Here is a 21,576-nt window from a genome sequence, read left to right as displayed (position 1 = left end):
TTCGTCACTGCGCGCCGGGACGCACCAGTCCGCTCTCGTAGGCGTAGACGGCGGCCTGCACGCGGTCGCGCAGCCCCAGCTTCGTGAGCACGTGGCCGACGTGCGTCTTGACCGTCGTCTCGCTCACGAACAGGTCGGCGGCGATCTCGGCGTTGGACAGTCCGCGCGCCACCAGCTTCAGCACCTCCACCTCGCGCTCGGTGAGCGTGTGCAGGGCGTCCGGGACGGGCTCCTCGCCCGACGGCAGGTGGTCGGCGTACTTGTCGAGCAGCCGGCGCGTGATGCTGGGCGCCAGCATCGCCTCACCCGCGGCCACCACCCGGATGGCCTGCACCAGCTCGTTGGCGGGCGCGTCCTTCAGCAGGAAGCCGCTGGCCCCCGCGCGCAGCGCCTCCACGACGTACTCGTCGAGGTCGAAGGTCGTCAGCACCAGGACCTTCGCCGGGCCGTCCCGGCCGGGCCCGGTGATCTGGCGGGTCGCCTCCACGCCGTCCATGCGCGGCATGCGGATGTCCATCAGCACCACGTCGGGCTGCAGCGCCCGCACCTGTTCGATGGCCTGCAGTCCGTCGCCGGCCTCGCCGACCACCGCGAGATCGCCCTCCGCCTCCAGGATCATCCGGAACCCGGTGCGCAAGAGGGGCTGATCGTCGACGAGCAGGACGCGGATAGCCACGGAATCTCCTTAAGGGCCTTCGAGGGCCACCGGTTGTCCGGCCTCGGACGGGACCGGCTCCATTCTGCCCTGCACACCCTCCACCGGGTCCGCCGGGCGGACGGACAGCGGATATACCGGGGGAGTCCCGCCGAACTCGGGGCAGACCGCCCGGTGGTCGCACCAGCCGCACAGCTTCGTCGGCCTCGGCCGCCACTCGCCCGTCTCCGTCGCCACCCGGATGGCCTCCCACAGCGCGAGCAGCTTGCGCTCCATCCGCTCCAGGTCGGCCGGGACGGGGTCGTACGTCAGCACGTCACCGCTGCCGAGATAGACGAGCTGGAGCCGGCGCGGCACCACGTTCTTCAGGCGCCACACCACCAGGGCGTAGAACTTCATCTGGAACAGGGCGCCCTCCGCGTACTCCGGCCGCGGCGCCTTGCCCGTCTTGTAGTCGACGATCCGCACCTCGCCGGTGGGGGCCACGTCGACCCGGTCGATCACCCCGCGCAGCCGGAGCCCCGAATCCAGCTCGGTCTCCACGAACAGCTCCCGCTCGGCCGGCTCCAGCCGTGTCGGGTCCTCCAGGGAGAACCACCGCTCCACGAGCCGCTCCGCCTCGCCCAGCCACCCCGCGAGCCGCTCGCCCTCCGGATCGCCCTCGAACAGGCCGGTCAGCTCGGGCTTCGACTCGAGCAGGCGGTTCCACTGGCCGGGGATCAGCGCCTTCGCCCTCCGCGCCGTACGGTCCGCGGCCGGAGCGTCGAACAGCCTCTCCAGCACCGCATGCACCAGCGTGCCCCGGGTAGCAGCCTCGCTGGGCTTCTCGGGCAGCTTGTCGATCACCCGGAAGCGGTAGAGCAACGGGCACTGCATGAAATCGCTCGCGCGCGACGGCGACAGGGACGAAGGTGGCGAGGGCGGGCGCGGTACGGACGTCATGTCGCAGACCCTACGGCCCGCCACCGACAGCCACCGGCATACCATCGACCACAGAGCTCGCGCACAGCACGACCGTGGCAGCAGCCACCGACCGGAGGGATCCCGTGGACGAGAGCGGCGACAGCGGGCGCCCGCAGCCCGGCGCAGGGGGCGAGGACCCCGGCACCGGCAAGGGCAAACCGCGCCGTCCGGCCGACCCCGGCGGCGGCCTCCTCATGGGCCGTCCCTTCGGGGTGCCCGTGTACGTGGCCCCCAGCTGGTTCGTCGTCGCGGCGCTGATCACGTGGGTGTTCGGCGGCCAGCTCGACCGCGTCCTGCCCGGACTGGGCGGAGCCCGCTACCTGGTCGCGCTCTTCTTCGCGATCGCCTTCTACGCCTCCGTCCTCGTCCACGAGCTCGCCCACACCGTCGCCGCCCTGCGCTACAAGCTGCCGGTCCGACGCATCCAGCTCCAGTTCTTCGGGGGCGTCTCCGAGATCGAGAAGGAGTCCGAGACCCCGGGACGCGAGTTCGTCCTCGCCTTCGTGGGGCCCCTGCTCTCCCTCGTCCTCGCCGGGATCTTCTACATCCCGCTCCAGTTCGTCGAGGCCGGCACGGTTCCCGGCGTCCTCCTCGCCGGGCTGATGATCTCCAACCTCATCGTCGCCGCCTTCAACCTGCTGCCCGGCCTGCCCCTGGACGGCGGCCGGATGCTCCGCGCCGTCGTGTGGAAGATCACCGGCAAGCCCATGAGCGGCACCGTCGCCGCGGCATGGGTCGGCAGGGGGCTCGCCGTCACGGTCCTGATCGGCCTCCCCCTGCTCACCCACACCGGGGCCCTCGGCAACGCCTCCAGCGACATCGGCGGCGTGGAGACGGTCACCGACGCGCTGCTCGCCGCGATTCTGGCCGGCATCATCTGGACCGGCGCCGGGAACAGCCTGCGCATGGCCCGTCTGCGGGAGCACCTCCCCGACCTGAGGGCCCGCACCCTCACCCGGCGCGCGGTCCCCGTCGAGTCGGCCACCCCGCTGTCCGAGGCGCTCCGCCGCGCCAACGAGGCCGGCGCCCGCGCCCTGGTCGTCGTCGACGGACAGGGCAGCCCCAAGGGCGTCGTGCGGGAAGCGGCCATCGCAGGAGTCCCCGAGCACCGCCGGCCCTGGGTGCCCGTCAGCGGCCTCGCCCAGGACCTCACCGACGGCATGAAGGTCCCCGCCGAGCTCGCCGGCGAAGCCCTCCTGGACCGGCTCAAGGCCACACCCGCCACCGAGTACCTGGTGATGGAGGAGACCGGCGAGATCTACGGCGTCCTGTCGACCGCCGACGTGGAGCGCGCGTTCGTCAAGGCCATGGCCCGCCCCTCGGCCTGAGGCCCCCGGAAGACGGCCCCCGAAATACGGGTAGGCTGGCCGCATGTCCGAACCGACCGGTGCCGCCCGCCGTCGCGGCCCATTCAAAGTCGGGGACCAGGTCCAGCTCACCGACCCCAAGGGACGCCACTACACCTTCACGCTCGAGGCCGGAAAGAACTTCCACACCCACAAGGGTTCTTTCTCCCACGACGAGCTGATCGGTGCTCCCGAGGGCAGTGTTGTCCGAACCACGGGAAACGTCGCCTACCTCGCGCTGCGCCCCCTGCTCCCCGACTACGTCCTGTCCATGCCCCGCGGTGCCGCCGTGGTCTACCCCAAGGACGCGGGTCAGATCCTGGCCTTCGCCGACATCTTCCCCGGCGCACGCGTCGTGGAGGCGGGAGTGGGCTCCGGAGCGCTCAGCACCTTCCTGCTGCGCGCCATCGGTGAGCAGGGCATGCTGCACTCCTACGAGCGCCGCGAGGACTTCGCCGACATCGCCCGGCAGAACGTGGAGCGCTACTTCGGCTCCCCGCACCCCGCCTGGGAGCTCACCGTCGGAGACCTCCAGGACAACCTGTCGGACACCGACGTCGACCGTGTCGTCCTGGACATGCTCGCCCCCTGGGAGTGCCTCGAGGCCGTCTCCAAGGCCCTGGTGCCCGGCGGCATCCTCTGCGCGTACGTCGCGACCACGACCCAGCTGTCGCGGACCGTCGAATCCCTCCGCGAGATCGGCTGCTTCGCCGAACCGCAGCCGTGGGAGTCGATGATCCGCAACTGGCACGTCGAGGGTCTGGCCGTCCGGCCGGACCACCGCATGATCGGCCACACCGGCTTCCTCGTCACCGCCCGCCGGCTCGCGGACGGCGTCGAGCCGCCGCTGCGCCGCCGACGCCCCTCCAAGGGCGCCTACGGCGAGGACTACGACGGTCCCGGCGCCCGGAGCGGCAGCGCGGACCGCGACTGACCTCCCGTAACGCACAGGCGCCGCCGCTGAGTTCCCCGGACCGATCCGGGGGCCGGCGGCGGCGCCTTTTCGTCTGTGGAGACCGTTCGGTCGGACCCCGCCGTTCCGCCGCGGTGTGAGGTGTGGCACGATGCTGGCCACCCCCCGCCCGCCGAGGTCCGCTCGGCACCGCCTCTACAGGCTTCCAGGAACCACATGGAGACATACCGCGTGCAGACCTCCGCGCTCCCGGACCTCGCGCACACCGACGCCAGGGCGGTGCACTGGCTCGCCACGGCCACGGCGATGGCGGGCGTGATCGCCCTCGCGGGGCTGCTCCAGCCCGACGCGGCCACTGCCACGGCCTCGGCTTCCGAGCACGGCGTGACCACCCGCCACGAGAGTGCCCCCGTCGCCGAGGCACCCGATCCGGCCGGCGTGACCTTCCCCCTCGACTGCGCCGGCGCGGGACAGACCGTGGCGGACAGCGCCCCCGGTGACCTCGACGGGGACGGCGGCCCCGAGACGGTCGCGGTCGTCCACTGCGCGGCGGGATCCGGCACCCCTCCCAGCGGCGTCTACGTCGTCACACGGCGGATCGGGGCCGCACCCAGGGTTGTGGCGACCCTCGTGGACCCCGCCCAGAAGCTGACGGTCACCGGCCTCGCCGTACGCGACGGCCGGATCTCGGCGGACCTGCTCGGCTACTCGTCGGCCGACGTGCCGCGCTGCTGCCCCGACGAGCAGGAGCGTGCCTCCTGGCGGTGGGAGGGCAACGCCTTCGTCAGGTCCTCCGCTCCCGCCGGCGGCAGCGCGCGCCAGGCCTGAGCCGTCGGTCCGCGTCCGGCCTGAGCCCTCACTCGGCGTCCGGCCCGAAGACTTCCACGTTGTCCGATACGCGACGTACATGAATGCAGTCGCCGGGGCACTCCTTCGCCGAATCCACCACGTCCTGGAGCAGGGGCAGCGGCACCGGTGTGGTGGCCCCCTTGTCCTGGAGCAGCTCGTCCTCGGGGCTCTTGACGTACGCCAGACCGTCGATGTCCAGCTCGAACACCTCGGGTGCGTACTGCACGCAGATGCCGTCGCCCGTACAGAGGTCCTGGTCGATCCAGACCTCGAGGTCCTGGGTCCCGGTGTCTCCCGGAGCGTCCTGCTGCACGGTCATGTGTCCTGCCGTTCCCTGCGTATCTGCACCAATTGAAGCCAGCCCTGACGGGTGTTGAACACTTCGACGATACAACCGGCTGCTTTCCGGTGCCGAAGGGTGGGTATTCCTCTGGCGTGAGGGAGAGCGCAAGGGTGAAGATCGGACAGACACCCGGGTCTTTGTGATCTAGGGGTTTCAATCATCACCCACCCAGGTAGGGTCAGGAAGCGTCCAGCTCCCCTTGGAGGAGGTGAGGACCGTGGCAGCCCACGACGACGACATCAACCGCGGCATCCGGCCCGGGCGAGGGTCGGAAGACCCAGCCGGGCAGGTTGCCTTTCTCGAGCAGGAAATCGCCGTCCTGCGACGTAAGCTCGCCGACTCTCCGCGTCATACGAGGATTCTCGAAGAGCGGATCGTCGAGTTGCAGACCAGTCTGGCCGGCGTGTCCGCGCAGAACGAGCGGCTCGCCAACACGCTCCGCGAGGCCCGCGACCAGATCGTGGCCCTCAAGGAGGAGGTCGACCGGCTGGCCCAGCCACCGGCAGGCTTCGGTGTCTTCCTGCAGGCCAACGAGGACGACACCTGCGACATCTTCACCGGGGGCCGCAAGCTCCGGGTGAACGTGAGCCCGAGCGTCGAGCTCGAAGGCCTCCGGCGAGGCCAGGAGGTCATGCTCAACGAAGCGCTCAACGTGGTCGAGGCCATGGAATTCGAGCGGGCCGGGGACATCGTCACCCTCAAGGAGATCCTCGAGGACGGCGAGCGCGCCCTGGTCGTCGGGCACACCGACGAGGAGCGGGTGGTGAGGCTCGCCGAGCCTCTGCTGGACATCACCATCCGCCCCGGAGACGCCCTGCTGCTCGAGCCCAGGTCCGGCTACGTCTACGAAGTGGTGCCCAAGAGCGAGGTCGAGGAACTCGTCCTCGAAGAGGTACCGGACATCGACTACGAGAAGATCGGCGGCCTGGGCGACCAGATCGAACTGATCAGGGACGCGGTCGAGCTCCCGTACCTCCACCCGGACCTCTTCAAGGAACACGAACTGCGTCCGCCTAAGGGCATCCTGCTCTACGGTCCTCCCGGCTGCGGCAAGACGCTCATCGCCAAGGCCGTCGCCAACTCGCTGGCCAAGAAGGTCGCCGAGGTGACCGGACAGCCCGCGGGGAAGAGCTACTTCCTCAACATCAAGGGCCCCGAGCTCCTCAACAAGTACGTCGGCGAGACCGAGCGGCACATCCGCCTCGTCTTCCAGCGTGCCCGGGAGAAGGCGAGCGAGGGCACCCCCGTCATCGTCTTCTTCGACGAGATGGAATCCCTCTTCCGCACCCGTGGTTCCGGTGTCAGCTCGGACGTGGAGAACACCATCGTCCCGCAGCTGCTCGCCGAGATCGACGGTGTGGAAGGGCTGGAGAACGTCATCGTCATCGGCGCCTCCAACCGTGAGGACATGATCGACCCCGCGATCCTGCGGCCCGGCCGTCTCGACGTGAAGATCAAGATCGAGCGTCCGGACGCCGAGGCGGCGAAGGACATCTTCGCGAAGTACCTCACCCCCTCGCTCCCGCTGCACTCGGACGACCTGGCCGAGCACACGGGATCGAAGGAGGCGGCCGCCCACGCGATGATCCAGTCCGTCGTGGAGCGGATGTACACGGAATCCGAGGAGAACCGCTTCCTCGAGGTCACGTACGCGAACGGCGACAAGGAAGTCCTGTACTTCAAGGACTTCAACTCCGGAGCGATGATCCAGAACATCGTCGACCGGGCGAAGAAGATGGCCATCAAGGCATTCCTCGAGCAGGGCCAGAAGGGCCTGCGCGTCTCCCATCTCCTCCAGGCGTGCGTGGACGAGTTCAAGGAGAACGAGGACCTGCCCAACACGACCAACCCGGACGACTGGGCCAGGATTTCCGGAAAGAAGGGAGAGCGGATCGTCTTCATCCGCACTCTCGTCACCGGAAAGCAGGGCGCAGACACCGGTCGTTCCATCGACACGGTGGCAAATACCGGACAGTACCTGTAAAACGCAGACCGGCTGCGGGTGCCCGGCAGGGCATCCGCAGCCGGCCGTTTTCCCGGCAGGTCCGGCCACACCCGAACAATGACGCAATTGATCTCCCCACCGGCGCAGAGGCGCTCTAGGCTCTGCCGTACCGCCGAGTCGCGCAGTGCGGGGACGGGCACCGCGGACCAGCAGCGGTACTTGAGCGCCGCTTCCGCAGGGGGGCGCCGCCGGGCAAGGAGGGCCGCATGACCGTACGGCGAGTAATGGGCATCGAGACGGAATACGGGATCTCCGTTCCCGGCCAACCCAACGCCAATGCCATGCTCACCTCGTCCCAGATCGTCAACGCCTACGCGGCGGCGATGCACCGGGCGCGCCGCGCCCGCTGGGACTTCGAGGAGGAGAATCCGCTGCGCGACGCGCGAGGCTTCGACCTCGCCCGCGAGACCGCAGACTCCAGCCAGCTCACCGACGAGGACATCGGCCTGGCCAATGTCATCCTCACCAACGGTGCGCGGCTGTACGTCGACCACGCGCATCCCGAATACAGCTCGCCCGAGATCACCAATCCGCTGGACGCGGTGCTCTGGGACAAGGCCGGCGAGCGGGTCATGGCGGAGGCGGCGGAGCGGGCCGCCGCGATCCCCGGGGCCCAGCCGATCCACCTGTACAAGAACAACACCGACAACAAGGGCGCGTCCTACGGCACGCACGAGAACTACCTGATGAAGCGGGAGACCCCCTTCTCGGACATCGTGCGCCACCTGACGCCGTTCTTCGTCTCCCGCCAGGTCGTCACCGGCGCGGGCCGGGTCGGCATCGGGCAGGACGGGCACGAGCACGGCTTCCAGATCAGCCAGCGCGCCGACTACTTCGAGGTCGAGGTCGGCCTCGAGACCACGCTCAAGCGCCCCATCATCAACACCCGCGACGAACCGCACTCGGACGCCGAGAAGTACCGCAGGCTCCACGTGATCATCGGTGACGCCAACCTCTCGGAGATCTCCACCTACCTCAAGCTCGGCACGACCTCCCTGGTCCTGGCCATGATCGAGGACGGTTTCATCAACGTCGACCTGGCGGTCGACCAGCCGGTCCGCACCCTGCACCAGGTCTCGCACGACCCCACGCTGAAGCAGCTCGTCACCCTCCGCAGCGGCCGGACACTGACCGCCGTGCAGCTCCAGATGGAGTACTTCGAGCTGGGCCGCAAATACGTCGAGGAGCGGTACGGCGCGGACGCCGACGAGCAGACCAAGGACGTCCTGGCCCGCTGGGAGGACACCCTGAACCGCCTGGAGAACGATCCGATGAGCCTGTCGGGCGAGCTGGACTGGATCGCCAAGCGGGAGCTCATGGAGGGCTACCGCCGCCGGGACGGTCTGGACTGGGACGCCCCGCGCCTGCACCTGGTGGACCTCCAGTACGCCGACGTGCGGGCCGACAAGGGCCTGTACAACCGTCTGGCGGCCCGGGGGAAGATCAAGCGGCTGCTGGACGAGAGCGACGTCGAGCGGGCCCGTACGAAGCCGCCGGAGGACACCCGGGCCTATTTCCGGGGCCGCTGCCTGGAGCAGTACGCGGACGACGTCGCCGCGGCCTCCTGGGACTCGGTCATCTTCGACCTGCCCGACCGCGACTCGCTGCAGCGGGTGCCCACCATGGAACCCCTGCGCGGTACACGCAGTCATGTCGAGGCGCTTTTGGACCGCTGCCGCACGGCGGAAGAGCTGGTCCGGACGCTGACGGGGGCCTGAAAGGCGCTCCGGCTGGGAATCAATGAGATGACCTCCGGACGTTGAGGAAAGTACCGGGCCAATGTCGGACCCCGTATGTAGGGTCTGATCAAGTGCTTCGAACCGAGCGGGGTGAGCTACATGGCGACCAAGGACACCGGCGGCGGACAGCAGAAGGCGACGCGCACCAACGAGGAGGCCGAGGAGCAGGCGCAGGACGCGCAGGCCTCCGAGGACCTCGCGGAGCGTCAGGAGAAGCTCAGCGACGACGTCGACGACGTCCTCGACGAGATCGACGACGTGCTCGAGTCCAACGCCGAAGATTTCGTACGCTCGTTCGTCCAAAAGGGCGGCGAGTAACAGCCGGAGATCCCGTCCGGACGACCATCGGCGGCCTCGCGCCGCCGGCCGGAGCTTTCCGCGGGGTGCCCTCGCGCACACGGGCACCCCGCGGAACCGCTTCCGCATCCAGGATCATGTTGATCACCGTCACGGGGCGGGTAGGGTCCGTGGCATACCGTGCCGCACCTGCAATCCGGCCATCGGCAAGTCGGGGGATGATCCTGACTCCTTGCGCAGGGCCATCGCATACCTGGAGGGAAACGCGTGGAAGCCAACACTCGTAGCACCGGGCGTCTACCAGCTGCCTTCCTGACGCCGGGATCGTCCTCGTTCATGGACTTCCTGTCCGACCAGTCGCCCGGGATGCTTCCGGGGAACCGGCAGCTGCCGCCCATGAAGGGGGTCGTCGAGGCGCCGCACGGCACCACCATCGTCGCGGCCACCTTCCCCGGCGGCGTGGTGCTCGCCGGTGACCGGCGCGCGACCATGGGCAACATGATCGCGCAGCGCGACATCGAGAAGGTGTTCCCGGCCGACGAGTACTCGGCGGTGGGCATCGCCGGCACGGCCGGCCTCGCCGTCGAGATGGTCAAGCTGTTCCAGCTGGAGCTGGAGCACTTCGAGAAGGTCGAGGGCGCCACGCTCTCCCTGGAGGGCAAGGCCAACCGGCTCTCCACGATGATCCGCAGCAACCTGGCGATGGCCATGCAGGGACTCGCGGTCGTCCCGCTGTTCGCGGGCTTCGACATCGACCGCGAGAAGGGCCGCATCTTCTCGTACGACGTCACCGGCGGGCGTTCGGAGGAGCACGGGTACGCGGCCACCGGATCCGGCTCCGTCTTCGCCCGTGGCTCGATGAAGAAGCTGTACCGCAACGACCTGACGGAGGAGCAGACGCTCACCCTGGTCGTGCAGGCGCTGTACGACGCGGCCGACGACGACTCGGCGACCGGCGGCCCGGACGTCGCGCGCCGGATCTACCCGATCGTCACCGTCATCACCGATGAGGGCTTCCGCAGGCTGGACGACACGGAATCCTCGGAGATCGCGCACGCGATCCTGGAGCGCCGCCTGGAGCAGCCCGACGGCCCGCGTGCCGCGCTGCTCTGACCGGTCCTGATGCTCCTCCGATGCACTCGTCACTGACAGAAAGGGACGGATAGCCGGTGTCGACGCCGTTCTATGTCTCACCTCAGCAGGCCATGGCCGACCGGGCGGAATACGCCCGGAAGGGCATCGCCCGTGGTCGCAGCCTGGTAGTGCTGCAGTTCGCCGACGGCATTGTGTTCGTCGGCGAGAACCCGTCCCGCGCGCTGCACAAGTTCAGCGAGATCTACGACCGGATCGGCTTCGCCGCGGCCGGCAAGTACAACGAGTACGAGAACCTCCGGATCGGTGGTGTGCGCTACGCGGATCTGCGGGGCTACACCTACGACCGCGACGACGTGACGGCCCGTGGGCTGGCCAACGTCTACGCGCAGACGCTCGGCACGATCTTCTCCAGCGCGGCCGAGAAGCCGTACGAGGTGGAGCTCGTGGTCGCCGAGGTCGGCGCCGGGCCGGAGGGCGACCAGATCTACCGCCTCCCGCACGACGGATCGATCGTGGACGAGCACGGCTCGGTGGCGGTCGGCGGCAACGCGGAACAGATCAGCACCTTCCTGGACCAGCGTCACCGCGACGGCATGTCGCTCGCCGAGGCGCTCAAGCTGGCCGTGCAGGCGCTGTCCCGCGAGGCCAACGGCAACGAGCGGGAGATCCCCGCCGAGCGGCTCGAGGTCGCGGTGCTGGACCGCACGAGGCCCCAGAAGCGCAAGTTCAAGCGGATCGTCGGGCGGCAGCTGGCCCGGCTCCTCGGCGCCGACGCCGCCGGCGCCACCCCGACGGACGCCCCGTCGGACACGGAGGAACCGGACGGCCCCGCGGCTCCCGGGACCGACGCTCCGGGGACGGACACGGACACCGACGGTCCCTCCGAGGGCACGGGCGGGTCCGCGAAGAAGTAGGCCGCAGCCGCGACAGCTCCGGCCGGTGCCCCGGGACGCGACGCGCGTCCCGGGGCACCGTCATGCCGTCGGCGGGGGAGCGGTCGAGCCGCGCACCACCAGGTGGACCGGAAGGTCGCCGTCGTCCGCGGGCCTTTCCTCCAGGACGGCCAGCAGCGCCTCCATGCCCCGCCGTCCCACCTGTTCGGCGGGCAGGCGCACGGTGGTGAGCTCCGGCTCGACCGCGGTGGCCAGCGCCAGGTCGTCGAAGCCGGTCACGGAGATGTCGTCGGGGACCCGCAGTCCCCGCCGGCGGACCGCCTTGCAGGCACCGGCGGCCAGGATGTCGTCGTCACAGACGATGGCGGTCGGAAGCGGACCGGGTGACGTCAGGACGGCCTCGGTGGCCTCACGCCCGGCCCTCACGTCCAGCGGGGCGGTGACGGTGCGCAGGACCGCCCCGGGGACCTCCCGCACAGCGTCGCCGAGGGCCCGGGCACGCACCTCGAAGGTCCAGGTGTCCACGGCGGAGGCCAGATGGACGATCCTGCGGTGTCCCAGCCCCAGCAGATGGTCCGTCACCTGACGCATGCCGCTCGCTATGTCGAGGTTCACCCGGGCCGCCGCGCCCAGGTCGTCGGGATCGCTGTCCAGCATGACGAGCGGCAGCCCGGCGGTCCTCAGTGCCCCGAGCGCACCGGCGGCCATCGACGAGGCGATCACGCCGTCGAGGGCCGCGCTGGCCGAGGCGAAGGGGTCCCGGGCGGGTCCGGTGCCGTCGGGTGAGGGGTACAGGACGACGCCGAAGTCGTGCGCGGCCGCCACGGCCGCCGCGCCGGTGTGGACGCGGGCGAAGAACTCGTTGGTGAGCGCGGGGACGACGAGGAGGGCGGTGCGGGTGCGGCCCAGCCGGAGACTGCGGGCGGCCAGATTGGGCCGGTAACCCAGCTCCCGGGCGCTGTCGCGCACCCGGTCGGCCGTCGCCGCCGACACCCGCCCGTGCCACTTGCCGCCCAGGACCAGGGAGACCGTCGCCTGGGAGACACCCGCGGCCCGGGCCACGTCACGGCTGGTGGGCCGGGTCGGGGCGGGCTGCCGCGCGCTGCTCACTCATGCCTCCGTGCTGTGCCGGCCGGACGCCCTGGGATGGACTCGGCAACTGCCCACATGGTACGTATGAGCGCAGACGTTATACGTAAAACCCCGAGGGTGTGAAGCCCGGCGGGGGAGAGGGGCGGACATGGCCGCGGGATATCTGGACATCCTCCGGGCGCGGCATGCCGCCCGGCTCCTGGCGGGAACGCTGGTGGGAAGGCTGCCGAACGGCACCGCCCACATCGCGATCGTGCTGTTCACCCGCGCGGAGGGCGGCAGCTACACGCTGGCGGGCGCCCTGGCCGCGGCGTACGGCCTCGCCACCGCCGTCGGGCAGCCGCTGCTGGGCCGGGCCGTGGACCTGCACGGCCAGCCGCGTGTCCAGCTGCCCGCCGCCTTCCTCTCCGCCCTCGGCATGGCCGCGCTGGCCCTCGCCGGTCTCGGGTCCCTCCCGGTGGCGTACGCGGCGGTGGTCGTGGCCGGTGTCTTCACGCCGCCGCTGGAGGGCGGTCTGCGCGCCCTGTGGCCGACGGTGCTGGGCGGCGAGGACCGGGTGCACCGGGCGTACGCCATGGACGCCGTGGCGCAGGAGGTCATGTTCACCGTGGGGCCGCTCCTGGTCACGGTCCTGGTCTCGCTCTGGTCGCCGGCCGCCGCACTGCTCGTCATCAACGCCATCGGGGTCCTCGGCGCGCTGTCCGTGGTGCTCTCCGAACCCTCCAGGACCTGGCGTTCCGCACCCCGCGAGGCGCACTGGCTGGGCGCCCTGCGCTCTCCCGGTCTGCTCGCCCTGCTGAGCGCGTTCTTCTTCGTCGGACTCGCCCTCGGCTCGATCACGGTGGCCGGTGTCTCCTACGCCGACGACCACGGCAGGGAGTCCGTGTACGGCTGGCTGATGGCCGCCCTCGGCCTCGGCGCGCTGATCGGCGGAGTGCTGTACGGGGCGCGGCAGTGGACGGGGACACCCGAACGGCGGCTGCGCGGCATCGTCGCCCTCCTGGCCCTGTGCTACCTGCCGTTGACGCTCACACCCGGCGTGGCCGCCATGACCGCCCTGTCCGCGCTGGCGGGGGTCTTCCTGGCCCCGGCGATCGCCTGCTCGTTCATCGTGGTGGACCGTCACGCGCCTCGGGGCACGGTGACCGAGGCGTTCTCCTGGCTCGTGACGACCTTCGGGGTGGGCGCCGCAGCCGGAACGGCGGTCGCCGGCCCGGCCGCCGAGCTCGGCGGCACGGCGTGGAGTTTCGCCGTCGCGGGGGCCGGTGGAGTGGCGGCGCTGCTGGTCCTGCTGGCCACCGGAAGGGTCCTCGCAGCTCCCGGGCGTACGCCCGCTGTCGTGGCCGGTTCGGAAAATGATCGAAACGGTGCAGCCGAACCCGGTTTCAGCTCAGGCCATAAGGCGTAATGTTCAGTCATGGACCGCCGCATTTTCGGGCTGGAGAACGAGTACGGCGTCACGTGCACGTTCAGGGGACAGCGCCGACTGTCACCTGACGAAGTGGCGCGCTACCTCTTCCGCCGTGTCGTGTCATGGGGCCGCAGCAGCAATGTCTTCCTGCGGAACGGCGCCCGCCTGTACCTCGACGTGGGATCGCATCCGGAATACGCAACACCCGAATGCGACAACGTGACGGAACTCGTCACGCACGACAAGGCAGGCGAACGCATTCTCGAAGGCCTGCTCGTCGACGCCGAACGCCGCCTGCACGAGGAGGGAATCGCGGGCGACGTCTATCTCTTCAAGAACAACACCGACTCGGCTGGAAACTCCTACGGGTGCCACGAGAACTACCTCGTCGCCCGGCACGGGGAATTCTCCCGGCTCGCGGACATCCTCATTCCGTTCCTCGTCACCCGGCAGCTGATCTGCGGTGCGGGCAAGGTGCTGCAGACGCCGCGCGGCGCCGTGTACTGCGTGAGCCAGCGGGCGGAGCACATCTGGGAGGGCGTCAGCTCAGCGACGACCCGCTCCCGTCCGATCATCAACACCCGCGACGAACCGCACGCCGACGCGGAGCGGTACCGCCGCCTCCACGTCATCGTCGGCGACTCCAACATGTCCGAGACGACCATGCTCCTCAAGGTCGGCGCCACCGACCTCGTGCTCCGCATGATCGAGGCGGGCACGGTGATGCGTGACCTGACCCTGGAGAACCCGATCCGGGCGATCCGGGAGGTCAGCCACGACATCACGGGACAGCGCAAGGTGCGCCTGGCCAGTGGCCGGGAGGCGTCGGCCATCGAGGTCCAGCGCGAGTACTATGAGAAGGCCGTCGACTTCGTCGAGCGCCGCGGCATCCGCACCGGCAACGTCGACCAGGTCCTCGAGCTGTGGGGCCGCACGCTGGACGCCATCGAGGCCGAGGACCTCGACCGGATCGGCACCGAGATCGACTGGGTCATGAAGTACAAGCTCATCGAGCGCTACCGGGCGAAGCACAACATGACGATGTCGAATCCGAGGGTCGCTCAGATAGACCTCGCCTACCACGACATCCACCGCCGCCGCGGGCTCTACTACCTCCTGGAGCGAAAGGGGCAGGCCGCCCGCATCTGCAACGACATGAAGATCTTCGAGGGCAAGTCGGTGCCCCCGCAGACCACCAGGGCGCGCCTGCGCGGTGACTTCATCCGGCGGGCCCAGGAACAGCGCCGGGATTTCACCGTCGACTGGGTCCACCTCAAGCTCAACGACCAGGCGCAGCGCACCGTGCTGTGCAAGGACCCGTTCCGCTCGGTCGACGAGAGGGTGGAAAAGCTGATTGCGGGCATGTGACCGGGACGGAGAACTCCCGCCCCGCGTAGGTGATCGGGCCCCGTACGTTCCTCGTGCGGGGCCCCTCGCGCGGCCCGGGGGCCGTTCCGCAATCCCCGGCAGGTGTCGTCGCGCGCCCGCCGGGGATTGCGGGACAGCCCTTAGAGTGTCGGGGACCACTCACGTGCCGTCTGAGATCTGAGGAACCAGTGCGCCGACTTGCCGGCCTTCTCGTCGTCCCCCTTCTGCTGCTGTCCGCGGCGGCATGCGGCGACGACAAGGCCTCCGACTCCGCCTCGACCGAGAAGGGTGTTCCCGCGATCACGGCGGGAGCCAAGTTCGGCGAGAAGCCCACTCTGGCGAAGGGTGAGGGCGATCCCCCCAAGGAACTGAAGACCGACGTCATCAGTGAGGGTGACGGCGCGAAGCTCAAGAACGGCGACGCGATCCAGGTCAACTACCTCGGACAGGCCTGGGACTCCACCAAGCCGTTCGACAACAGCTTCGACCGCAAGCAGCCCTTCGACCTGACGCTCGGCGCGGGCATGGTCATCCAGGGCTGGGACAAGGGTCTCGTCGGCCAGAAGGTCGGCAGCCGTGTCGAGCTGGTCATCCCGCCGGACCTCGGTTACGGGGCCCAGGGGCAGGGCGACATCAAGCCCAACGCGACCCTCGTCTTCGTCGTGGACATCGTGAAGGCGACGCAGATCCCCGCCTCCGCCAAGGGCACCCCGGTCGCCCAGGACAACATCGACCTGCCCAAGGTCGGCACCAAGACCGACGGCAAGGCCCCGACGGTCACGATCCCCAAGAGCGACCCGCCCAAGAAGCTGGTCTCGAACTACATCCTCGAGTCCGACGGCGACGTCATCAAGGACACCGACAGCGTCGTCGTGAACTACGTCGGTCTGCTCTGGAAGGGCAGCAAGCCCTTCGACAACACCTACGAGGCGGGCAAGACCCAGACGTTCCCGCTGGCGCAGGTCACCCTCAAGGGTCTGAAGGACGGTCTGGTCGGCAAGAAGATCGGCAGCCGTGTCCTGCTGGTCATCCCGCCGGACCAGGGTTTCGGTGACAAGGCACAGCAGGCCGTGCCCGCCAAGTCCACGCTCGTCTTCGCCGTGGACCTCCTGGCAAAGATGTAAGACTGTCCCGGTTGACCAGTTCATCAGTAAGAGGAGCAGTTCAGTGAGCATCGAGAAGCCCGAGGTCGACTTCCCGGGTGGCGAGCCGCCGGCGGACCTGGAGATCAAGGACATCTGGGAAGGCGACGGACCGGTGGCCGAGAAGGGCCACAACGTCTCCGTGCACTACGTCGGCGTGGCCTTCTCCACCGGCGAGGAGTTCGACGCCTCCTGGAACCGCGGCACGCCGCTCAAGTTCCAGCTCGGTGCCGGCCAGGTCATCGCGGGCTGGGACCAGGGCGTCCAGGGCATGAAGGTCGGCGGCCGCCGCCAGCTGACCATCCCCGCGCACCTCGCCTACGGTGACCGCGGCGCCGGCAGCGCCATCGCCCCGGGTGAGACGCTGATCTTCGTCTGCGACCTCGTCGCGGTCTGATCCCCCGGTACAGGAGCCAGGGCCCGCGCCGCAAGGCGCGGGCCCTCGCTTTGGCCCGGACACCCCGGAGCGGTACGGTCGACGGTCGGAGAGCACGTCGAGAAAGGGCGTCGATGGCGATTGCCAAGGCCGAACGGCTGATGAACCTGGCACTGTGTCTGCTGGGCACCCGGCGCCCGCTCAGCAAGCGTGAGCTCCGCGGATCGATCGAGGCCTACCTGGAGGCGGGCTCCGACGACTCCTTCAACCGGATGTTCGAGCGCGACAAGGACGATCTGCGCGAACTCGGCCTGGTCATCGAGACCGTGGAGAACCTGGACGGCGACACCGGCTACCTCGCCCGCCGTGACAGCAACCGGCTCCCCCCGATCACCCTGGACGCCGAGGAGGCCGCCGCCCTCGGACTCGCCGCCAAGGTCTGGCAGCAGGCCCGCCTCGCCGGGGCGGCCAGCGGCGCCCTGCAGAAGCTGCGCGCGGCCGGGATGCCGGAGGCCGAGGACGACTACGAGCCGCACAGTGCCCTGGAACCCCGCATCCCGGTCCACGAGGCCGCCTTCGAGCCGCTGATGCTCGCCTGCCGCGACCGCCGCCCGGTGACCTTCGACTACCGCAAGGGGAACGCCGCCCGCCCCGAGCAGCGCCAGGTCGAGCCCTGGACGCTGGAGTGCTGGCGCGGCCACTGGTACCTGGCGGGCTGGGACCGGGACAGGGGGGCCGAGCGCGTCTTCCGGCTGTCCCGCATCGCGGGCCGCGTCCGCTCCCGCGCCGGTGCGTTCACCGCCCCGGTCCCCGACGCCGTGACCGTACGGGAGACCGTCGAGAGCTGGGCCGGCGAGACCGCCACCAGGACCGCCCGCATCCGGCTGCGTACCGGTGCCGGATACCCGCTGCGCTCCCGCGCCATATCGGTGCGTGGACTCGGTGACGGCTGGGACGAGTTGGAGATCCCGTACGGGCACGGCCTGGACGCCTGGCTCGTCGAGTTCGGCCCCGACGTGGTCGTCGCCGAGCCCGCCGACCTGCGGGCCGACGTGATGGACCGGCTGCGCGCCGTGGCCAAGGACTGAAGGGCCCCACACATGGCGACCAACGCGATCGACCAGACCCGGCGGATGCTCTCCCTGGTCACCTATCTGCGGGAGCGACCCGGCGCCCACGTCCAGGACGTGGCCCGGGCCTTCGGCATCACCGAGGACGAGCTGATCTCCGACCTCGACGTGCTCCCCATGTGCGGGACCAGCTTCCGCGGCGGGGATCTGCTCGACATCGACACCGACGGCGACCGGATCTGGTGGCACAACCCGGACGACGTGGCCGAACCGCTGAGGCTCGCCGCCGACGAGGCCACCGCGCTGCTCGTCGCCGCCCGTGCCGTGGCCACCCTCCCCGGCCTGCGCGAGAGCGACCGCGCCGCGCTCGTGCGCGCGACCGCGAAGCTGGAGACCGCGGCCGGCGAGGTGGGCGCCGCCAGCTCACGGCTCTCGGTGACCTTCGAGTCCGAGGGCGGCGTCTTCGCCGACGTGGACCGGGCGATCTCCGAGCGGCGCCGGCTCTGGCTGCGCTACTACTCACCGGCCCGCGACGAGCTGACCGAGCGCGAGGTGGACCCGATCCGCCTCTTCGCCGTCGGCCACACCTACATGGAGGGCTGGTGCCGGCTGACCGAGGCGCGCCGCACCTTCCGCCTCGACCGGGTCGCGGAGATCCGGCTGCTGGACGCCCCCTCCGCCCCGCCGGAGCTGGAGCTGCGCGACCTCTCCGAAGGCCTCGTCCAGCCGGCCGCCGAGGACCCCGAGGTCGTCGTCGAGGTCGGGCCCGGTGGCCGGTGGGTCGCCGAGTACTACCCGCACGACAGCGCGGAGGAACTGCCCGACGGCGGGCTGCGGATCACGCTGCGCACCCCCGACCCGGCCTCGCTGCGCAGACTGGCCCTCCGGCTCGGCGGGGAAGGGCGCATCACCGCCCCCGCCGACCTGGCCGAGAGCGCGCGCCTCGCGGCGCGTGAGGCACTGGCCGGCTACGACGACGCGATCTGAGCGGAGGGCACCGGTGCATCGAGGAGACAGAGGTCGTATGACCGCGATATCCGGTACGCGGACCGGGCCGGCCACGGCCGCGCTGTCCGCGTCCGTGCGCTTCCGGGCCGCCTGCCCGGACTGCCGTGAACGCTTCGAACTCTCGGCGGGTGCCCTGCGGCTGGCGATAGGGGCCAGCCGCCGTACGACCTTCTACTCCTTCACCTGCCCCGAGTGCGGCTCCGCGGTCCGCAAGCCGGCCGGGGAGCGCATCATCGAGCTTCTCAGCGGCGGCGGAGTGCGGACGCTGCGCCTCCACACCGCATTGCGGTAACCCCCCATCGGCCGCTCCGCGGCACACGAACACATCGAGGCTCCGTCCATGTTCTGGCCCATGCTCGCCATCGCTCTGGGATTCCTCGGCCTGGCCGTTCTCGGCGTGCTGGCCGTCAAGGTCTTCGTCGAGGCACAGCGGCTCGCGAAGCAGGTGAGTGCGACCACCCGGCGGATCAACCGAGCGGCGGAGGATCTCGAACGAGCGGCCACGAGCCTGGCCGACACGGGCGAAGCCCTGCGTTGACCGGTCGCGGCCTCCAGATTCACCGGTTCGGGGGGTACGCTGCATGAGCGGCCCAGGCAGGGAGGTGTGGGCCGCAATCGGGAGTACGCACGGGCATTGCCTCGCGTTTACCCCTGCGGGTTACGATCGCTCCCAGCGTGCAAGTCGGACGTATGTCCAGGCGAACGGGTAGCGAGCCCACCCTCCAGACGCCTCAGTTGAGAAGGAAGTCGCACATGATCGGCAATCTGAAGCCCCTCGAGATCGTTCTGATCATCGCTGTCATCCTGTTGCTCTTCGGTGCCAAGAAGCTTCCTGACATGGCGCGTTCGCTCGGCAAGTCGGCCCGCATCCTCAAGAGCGAGGCCAAGGCCATGAAGAAGGACGACGAGCCCGCGGCGCCCACCACGGAGACCGTCGCCGACACCACCCCGCCCGCCGCCACCGCCCGGACGATCCAGGCCGCCCCGGGAGACGTGTCCAGCTCCCGTCCCGTCGGCGAGGCCAAGCCCACCACCCAGAGCTGACAGCTGATCCGCACGACCGGCAGCTGCCGCACGAGACGAGGGAAGTGGGTTGCTCAAGTCTGCCCGCAAGCAGGAGAAGGACGACGAGGGGCGGATGCCCCTCCTCGATCACCTGCGTGAGCTGCGCAACCGGCTGCTGAAGTCGGTCCTGGCGATCGTGATCGCCGTGATCGTCGCGGCGTTCTTCCAGAAGGAGATCTTCGAGTTCCTGATGAAGCCGATCCTTGACTCGGTCGGCTGCAGGAACGGCGCCCTGACCATGGTCAACGGCCGGCCGTGCGCGGAGATGACGACCAATGGTCTGCTGTCCCCGTTCACCATCGCGCTGAAGGTGTCCCTGATGGCGGGCGTGCTGGTGGCCACGCCCGTCTGGCTCTACCAGCTGTGGGCGTTCGTCGCCCCCGGCCTCCACAAGCAGGAGAAGCGCTACTCGATGGCGTTCGTCGCCGCCGGGGTCCCGCTCTTCCTGGCCGGCGCCTACCTGGCGTACGCGATCCTGCCGCAGACCGCGCAGATCATGCTCGGCTTCACGCCGGACAACGTGAAGAACCTGCTGCCCCTCGACGACTTCCTCGACCTGATCACCCGCATGGTGATCGTCTTCGGGCTCGCCTTCGAGCTGCCGCTGCTGCTGATCCTCCTCAACATGACCGGAGTCCTGTCGGGCGTCCGCATGCTGCGCTGGTGGCGCGGGATGATCGTCGGACTGACCGCGTTCGCGGCCATCGCCACGCCGGGCGGCGAGCCCATCTCGATGCTGCTGCTCGCGGGCCCGCTCGCGGTGCTCTACTTCATCGCGGTCGGCATCTCGCTGCTCAACGACAAGCGGAAGCGGCGGGCCAACCCCGACGCCGAGCTCGACGACGACGAGGCGTCGAGGCTCGACCTCACCCCGGAGCCCGTCGGTGCCGTCGAAGGCGTGTCCGGCCCGCGTGCCGCACTGCCCGAGCAGGCGAGCGGCGACTCGGACGGCGGACGGTCCCACCGGCTCAACGGTTACGACGACATCACCTGACCTTGTAGGGTCCCGCACGTGACCAGCGAGATCACCCTCTTCGTCAATCCCACCGCGGGCAGCGGCCGGGGCGCGCGTGCCGCGCAGCCGGCCGCTTCCGCGTTGCGGGACGCCGGATTCTCCGTCCGCACCGTGCTCGGCGAGGACGCGGACGACGCCCTGCGCCGCGCACGTGAGGCCGTGGCGGGCGGCACCGGTGCCCTGATAGCCGTGGGCGGGGACGGGATGATGTCCCTCGCCCTGCAGGCCGTCGCCGGCACCACGACACCGCTGGGCGTCGTGGCCGTCGGCACCGGCAACGACTTCGCCCGCGCCCTGGGGCTTCCGGTCAGGGACCCGGCCGCGGCCGGACGCCTGGCCGCCGACGCGCTCAAGGCGGGGTCGGTGCGCGAGGCCGACCTCGGCCGGGTCGGGGAGCGCTGGTTCGGCACCGTCCTGGCCTCCGGCTTCGACTCCCGGGTGAACGACCGGGGCAACCGGATGCGCTGGGCCGGCGGGCGCTTCAAGTACGACCTGGCTATCCTCGCCGAGCTGGCGGCCTTCCGCCCCATCCCCTACCGGATCAGGCTGGACGGCGGTCCGGTGACCGAGATCGAGGCGACCCTGATCGCGGTGGGCAACGGGACCACCTACGGCGGCGGCATGCGGATCTGCGCCGACGCGGTCATGGACGACGGGCTCTTCGACGTGACCGTGGTCGGTGACTGCAGCCGCACCACCCTGCTCAAGGTCTTCCCGAAGGTGTACCGGGGGACACACCTGGGGCACCCGGTGGTCACCGTGCACCGGGTCTCCTCGATCGAGCTGGCCGCCGCCGGCGTCACGGCCTACGCGGACGGTGAGCCGCTGGGCGCGCTGCCGATGACCGCCACCTGCGTGCCCCGCGCGGTCAGGGTCCTCACCGCGTGAATTAAAGATCGGGCTGACTGTCATACGCGGCGGGTAGGCTCGT

Annotated in this window: 23 protein-coding genes and 1 pseudogene; 20 read left to right on the top strand and 4 right to left on the bottom strand. The window is 70.0% G+C overall.

Annotated features, from left to right (window positions below; all coding sequences use genetic code 11):
• Positions 1–4: 4 nt before the first annotated feature.
• Positions 5–676, bottom strand: coding sequence for a response regulator transcription factor (locus OHT61_RS06265; RefSeq protein WP_327120297.1), 672 nt, complete (start codon positions 674–676; stop codon positions 5–7).
• 9 nt (positions 677–685) lie between these two features.
• Entirely contained in the window at positions 686–1,531 is an 846-nt protein-coding gene (locus tag OHT61_RS06260; protein WP_329043118.1) for a RecB family exonuclease, read from the bottom strand.
• Between the two features lie 170 nt (positions 1,532–1,701).
• Here OHT61_RS06260 and OHT61_RS06255 point away from each other — a divergent pair, with 170 nt between their 5' ends.
• The 3 genes from OHT61_RS06255 (at position 1,702) to OHT61_RS06245 (ending at position 4,705) form a co-directional block, all read left to right on the top strand.
• Positions 1,702–2,946, top strand: a complete 1,245-nt coding sequence (locus tag OHT61_RS06255) for a site-2 protease family protein (RefSeq protein ID WP_329043117.1) — start codon at positions 1,702–1,704, stop codon at positions 2,944–2,946.
• A gap of 43 nt (positions 2,947–2,989) precedes the next feature.
• Positions 2,990–3,898 (top strand): tRNA (adenine-N1)-methyltransferase, encoded by a 909-nt coding sequence (locus OHT61_RS06250; RefSeq protein WP_329035776.1) that lies wholly within the window; start codon positions 2,990–2,992, stop codon positions 3,896–3,898.
• 210 nt (positions 3,899–4,108) lie between these two features.
• Positions 4,109–4,705 carry a hypothetical protein gene (locus OHT61_RS06245; RefSeq protein WP_329043116.1) on the top strand — a complete coding sequence of 199 codons (597 nt, stop codon included), beginning with the start codon at positions 4,109–4,111 and terminating at the stop codon, positions 4,703–4,705.
• A gap of 28 nt (positions 4,706–4,733) precedes the next feature.
• Here the strand turns inward: OHT61_RS06245 and OHT61_RS06240 are convergent, their stop codons facing one another.
• Entirely contained in the window at positions 4,734–5,045 is a 312-nt protein-coding gene (locus OHT61_RS06240) for a ferredoxin (protein WP_327120301.1), read from the bottom strand.
• A 241-nt stretch (positions 5,046–5,286) separates the two neighbouring features.
• Between OHT61_RS06240 and arc the strand changes: the two genes are divergently transcribed.
• The 6 genes and pseudogenes from arc to prcA all read left to right on the top strand — a co-directional run bounded on the left by arc (position 5,287) and on the right by prcA (position 11,119).
• Entirely contained in the window at positions 5,287–7,053 is a 1,767-nt protein-coding gene (gene arc, locus OHT61_RS06235; protein WP_329035772.1) for a proteasome ATPase, read from the top strand.
• Between the two features lie 227 nt (positions 7,054–7,280).
• Positions 7,281–8,792 (top strand): depupylase/deamidase Dop, encoded by a 1,512-nt coding sequence (gene dop / locus OHT61_RS06230; protein WP_329035770.1) that lies wholly within the window; start codon positions 7,281–7,283, stop codon positions 8,790–8,792.
• Between the two features lie 120 nt (positions 8,793–8,912).
• A complete protein-coding gene (locus tag OHT61_RS06225; protein WP_329035767.1) occupies positions 8,913–9,131 on the top strand; it encodes a ubiquitin-like protein Pup in 219 nt (72 codons plus the stop codon).
• A 115-nt stretch (positions 9,132–9,246) separates the two neighbouring features.
• Positions 9,247–9,426: pseudogene (locus OHT61_RS06220) on the top strand (endonuclease domain-containing protein); the annotation flags it as partial.
• A complete protein-coding gene (prcB, locus tag OHT61_RS06215) occupies positions 9,378–10,223 on the top strand; it encodes a proteasome subunit beta (protein ID WP_329035765.1) in 846 nt (281 codons plus the stop codon). The pseudogene OHT61_RS06220 and the gene prcB, both read left to right, overlap by 49 nt.
• 56 nt (positions 10,224–10,279) lie before the next feature.
• Complete coding sequence (prcA, locus tag OHT61_RS06210) at positions 10,280–11,119, top strand: proteasome subunit alpha (protein WP_329035762.1); 840 nt, start codon at positions 10,280–10,282, stop codon at positions 11,117–11,119.
• Positions 11,120–11,179: 60 nt separating this feature from the next.
• Here the strand turns inward: prcA and OHT61_RS06205 are convergent, their stop codons facing one another.
• Positions 11,180–12,208: a LacI family DNA-binding transcriptional regulator gene (locus OHT61_RS06205; protein ID WP_329035759.1), complete on the bottom strand. Its 1,029-nt coding sequence runs from the start codon at positions 12,206–12,208 to the stop codon at positions 11,180–11,182.
• A gap of 130 nt (positions 12,209–12,338) precedes the next feature.
• Between OHT61_RS06205 and OHT61_RS06200 the strand changes: the two genes are divergently transcribed.
• The 11 genes from OHT61_RS06200 to OHT61_RS06150 all read left to right on the top strand — a co-directional run bounded on the left by OHT61_RS06200 (position 12,339) and on the right by OHT61_RS06150 (position 21,533).
• Positions 12,339–13,598 (top strand): MFS transporter, encoded by a 1,260-nt coding sequence (locus OHT61_RS06200; RefSeq protein WP_329035757.1) that lies wholly within the window; start codon positions 12,339–12,341, stop codon positions 13,596–13,598.
• Between the two features lie 9 nt (positions 13,599–13,607).
• On the top strand, positions 13,608–14,969 hold the full coding sequence (gene pafA, locus OHT61_RS06195; RefSeq protein ID WP_327120317.1) for a Pup--protein ligase: 1,362 nt from the start codon (positions 13,608–13,610) through the stop codon (positions 14,967–14,969).
• 188 nt (positions 14,970–15,157) lie between these two features.
• On the top strand, positions 15,158–16,093 hold the full coding sequence (locus OHT61_RS06190; RefSeq protein ID WP_329035755.1) for an FKBP-type peptidyl-prolyl cis-trans isomerase: 936 nt from the start codon (positions 15,158–15,160) through the stop codon (positions 16,091–16,093).
• A gap of 43 nt (positions 16,094–16,136) precedes the next feature.
• On the top strand, positions 16,137–16,508 hold the full coding sequence (locus OHT61_RS06185; RefSeq protein WP_329035753.1) for an FKBP-type peptidyl-prolyl cis-trans isomerase: 372 nt from the start codon (positions 16,137–16,139) through the stop codon (positions 16,506–16,508).
• Between the two features lie 113 nt (positions 16,509–16,621).
• Positions 16,622–17,575, top strand: a complete 954-nt coding sequence (locus tag OHT61_RS06180) for a helix-turn-helix transcriptional regulator (RefSeq protein ID WP_329035751.1) — start codon at positions 16,622–16,624, stop codon at positions 17,573–17,575.
• A gap of 12 nt (positions 17,576–17,587) precedes the next feature.
• Entirely contained in the window at positions 17,588–18,544 is a 957-nt protein-coding gene (locus OHT61_RS06175) for a helix-turn-helix transcriptional regulator (protein WP_329035749.1), read from the top strand.
• Positions 18,545–18,581: 37 nt separating this feature from the next.
• Complete coding sequence (locus OHT61_RS06170) at positions 18,582–18,857, top strand: hypothetical protein (protein ID WP_329035747.1); 276 nt, start codon at positions 18,582–18,584, stop codon at positions 18,855–18,857.
• Positions 18,858–18,905: 48 nt separating this feature from the next.
• Positions 18,906–19,103, top strand: a complete 198-nt coding sequence (locus OHT61_RS06165) for a hypothetical protein (protein WP_329035745.1) — start codon at positions 18,906–18,908, stop codon at positions 19,101–19,103.
• Between the two features lie 215 nt (positions 19,104–19,318).
• On the top strand, positions 19,319–19,609 hold the full coding sequence (gene tatA / locus OHT61_RS06160) for a Sec-independent protein translocase subunit TatA (protein ID WP_329035743.1): 291 nt from the start codon (positions 19,319–19,321) through the stop codon (positions 19,607–19,609).
• Between the two features lie 49 nt (positions 19,610–19,658).
• The gene (gene tatC, locus OHT61_RS06155) at positions 19,659–20,624 is read left to right on the top strand and encodes a twin-arginine translocase subunit TatC (protein ID WP_329035741.1); all 966 of its coding nucleotides are present in this window, start codon (positions 19,659–19,661) and stop codon (positions 20,622–20,624) included.
• An 18-nt stretch (positions 20,625–20,642) separates the two neighbouring features.
• Positions 20,643–21,533 (top strand): diacylglycerol kinase, encoded by an 891-nt coding sequence (locus OHT61_RS06150; protein ID WP_329035739.1) that lies wholly within the window; start codon positions 20,643–20,645, stop codon positions 21,531–21,533.
• Positions 21,534–21,576: the final 43 nt, after the last annotated feature.

It is taken from the genome of Streptomyces sp. NBC_00178 (assembly GCF_036206005.1).
GTDB lineage: Bacteria > Actinomycetota > Actinomycetes > Streptomycetales > Streptomycetaceae > Streptomyces.
This window is presented reverse-complemented; position numbering and strand designations above follow the sequence as displayed.

Coding starts and splice junctions, on each gene's coding strand:
- dop (WP_329035770.1), top strand. CDS start 7,281: ATGACCGTACGGCGAGTAATGGGCATCGAGACGGAATACGGGATCTCC.
- OHT61_RS06200 (WP_329035757.1), top strand. CDS start 12,339: ATGGCCGCGGGATATCTGGACATCCTCCGGGCGCGGCATGCCGCCCGG.
- OHT61_RS06250 (WP_329035776.1), top strand. CDS start 2,990: ATGTCCGAACCGACCGGTGCCGCCCGCCGTCGCGGCCCATTCAAAGTC.
- OHT61_RS06260 (WP_329043118.1), bottom strand. CDS start 1,531: ATGCAGTGCCCGTTGCTCTACCGCTTCCGGGTGATCGACAAGCTGCCC.
- OHT61_RS06165 (WP_329035745.1), top strand. CDS start 18,906: ATGTTCTGGCCCATGCTCGCCATCGCTCTGGGATTCCTCGGCCTGGCC.
- OHT61_RS06240 (WP_327120301.1), bottom strand. CDS start 5,045: ATGACCGTGCAGCAGGACGCTCCGGGAGACACCGGGACCCAGGACCTC.
- OHT61_RS06225 (WP_329035767.1), top strand. CDS start 8,913: ATGGCGACCAAGGACACCGGCGGCGGACAGCAGAAGGCGACGCGCACC.
- OHT61_RS06170 (WP_329035747.1), top strand. CDS start 18,582: ATGACCGCGATATCCGGTACGCGGACCGGGCCGGCCACGGCCGCGCTG.
- tatA (WP_329035743.1), top strand. CDS start 19,319: ATGATCGGCAATCTGAAGCCCCTCGAGATCGTTCTGATCATCGCTGTC.
- pafA (WP_327120317.1), top strand. CDS start 13,608: ATGGACCGCCGCATTTTCGGGCTGGAGAACGAGTACGGCGTCACGTGC.
- OHT61_RS06180 (WP_329035751.1), top strand. CDS start 16,622: ATGGCGATTGCCAAGGCCGAACGGCTGATGAACCTGGCACTGTGTCTG.
- OHT61_RS06175 (WP_329035749.1), top strand. CDS start 17,588: ATGGCGACCAACGCGATCGACCAGACCCGGCGGATGCTCTCCCTGGTC.